1 protein-coding gene is annotated in these 1,821 nt (G+C 47.0%); it reads right to left on the bottom strand.

The window, feature by feature from the left end:
- Window positions 1–1,821: CD3337/EF1877 family mobilome membrane protein (locus DXB52_RS15645; protein ID WP_118108037.1), on the bottom strand; the 1,821-nt coding region annotated here is incomplete at both ends.

The raw sequence follows: 1,821 nt of genomic DNA on the forward strand, positions 1-1,821 counted from the left end.
TGGCTGGTCGCTCATGGGGACGGGTAGCTCCCGTTGTCGCTGATCCGTCAGCCTTTCGCTGTGCCTGCCTTGCTTCTTGTGCCTTTTGAAGCTCCATACGCTTGTCAGCAATATTCTGCCTGCGTTGCTCCTGCTTTTCCAATCGTCCCGTCTGTCTGGACTGCTGTTCCTGCACCATGCCACGCTTGAAATCTGATACGCTGGACTTTGCCTTTTCCTTTGCGGAATATACCGCATAAGCGGTCTGTGTCGGCATATCCTTGATGTTTTCTTTGACAGCATTTGCCTTGTCTTTCACTTTATTTTTCGTATCTAAGACAGCACCCACCTTTGAGCCTGCTCGCTGTCCCATGCTGGAAGTGGTATTGCCCCGATTTTCTTTAGAAGCTGTATTTTTTCTTTCCGCTCGTTTGCCAGCAACGGCACTTCCAGCCACCGCACCAGCCACACCACCCGAAATACCGCCAGCACTTACTGCCCTTGCAATACGGTGTTCCATACGCCTAGCCCTATGTCGCATAAACAGATACGGTCTGCGGAAAATCCTGCGTCCCATGCTTTGACTGTCATTAGCGTTCAAAGAGAACATACTCATTAAGTCGCCCAGCTTCATATAGATACCAGCGAAACACACTATCTGCAAGAACGCCACCATAAAGAACGGATAGTCCGTGGAAATGTTGTAAAACATACTGGAAATACTGAACGCCACCGTTACAATGAGCGTTATTCCTGCCCGTGTCATTATGGTATTAAACACCCTCACGATTGCCTGCTTTGCCATGCTTTCATAGCTCGGTATCATAGAAAGTAAAAAGCTGATAGGTAAAAACATAGCGAAGATAATAAAAAGTATCTGGCTAAATAACATCATGCCCGTAAGCAAGAATACAAATATCGTGATACCTAAGTTGAAGAACAAGAGGAAGAACACCATACCTAAACGGTTTACCACCTGCGGTATCGTCAGATTGTTATTGTCGTTATCCTCGATTTCTGTTTTCACGACTTCCTCTCTGGTCTTTCCGTCCTCGTCCTCTGGACTTACTGATACCAGAGCTTCCACACGGTCTGCCCCGATTTCTTCTGCGTTGCTGTTCCCGAATTGTAAGAGTAACCACGGCTGTTCCACTTGAATAGAAAATAGGCTGTCCCGTATCAAGTCCACGCTGTCCTTGCCCTCGCTGTCAGAGTTGGGGAGCATGATTTTTGTTCCCAAGTCCAAAGAAGCGGTACTGATGTCTGATGAAAATTCATTTATCTTCTTGATATAGTCGGGAGCGTAGGCAATAAACGAAGCGGACAGCACGAACACCACCACAAAGTTGATAACAGCGTGAAGTGCCTTGCTGGTTTCCCGTTTTATCAGTCCTGTATAGGCAACATAAAGTCCCACCACTAAGATAATGAGAAGCAGGAAACCGACATAAAAGCCAGAGCTGGAAAAACCGTTCTGTGTTACGCCTGCAAGGGTCTGTATGCTTTTTCCGATACTGTCTGCCATATCATTGATGAAGTCCAGCTTATAGGCTTCCTGCACCACATAGCCCGTAGCATTGCTTAAATAAAGGCTTATCGTCCAGACAAAATTGGTAATGCAGTAAAGCCCGTACTGTACCGATTTTCCGATACCGTCCAGCCAGTTCCACGGCAACCACGACCAGCTATTATCCACATAAAAATCAAGCTGGTAATTCGACAGCGGATATTTAGAGTAAAGATTTTCTGCGTTTATGGTATCGTCCACAAGCCCCGTCGCATGAGCCACCGTCCCCAGAAGTGAAAGCAGGATAAGGGAGAGTGCCACCACGAACAGAGCCA

Source organism: Ruminococcus sp. OM04-4AA, from assembly GCF_003462585.1.
Classification (GTDB): domain Bacteria; phylum Bacillota; class Clostridia; order Lachnospirales; family Lachnospiraceae; genus Mediterraneibacter; species Mediterraneibacter faecis.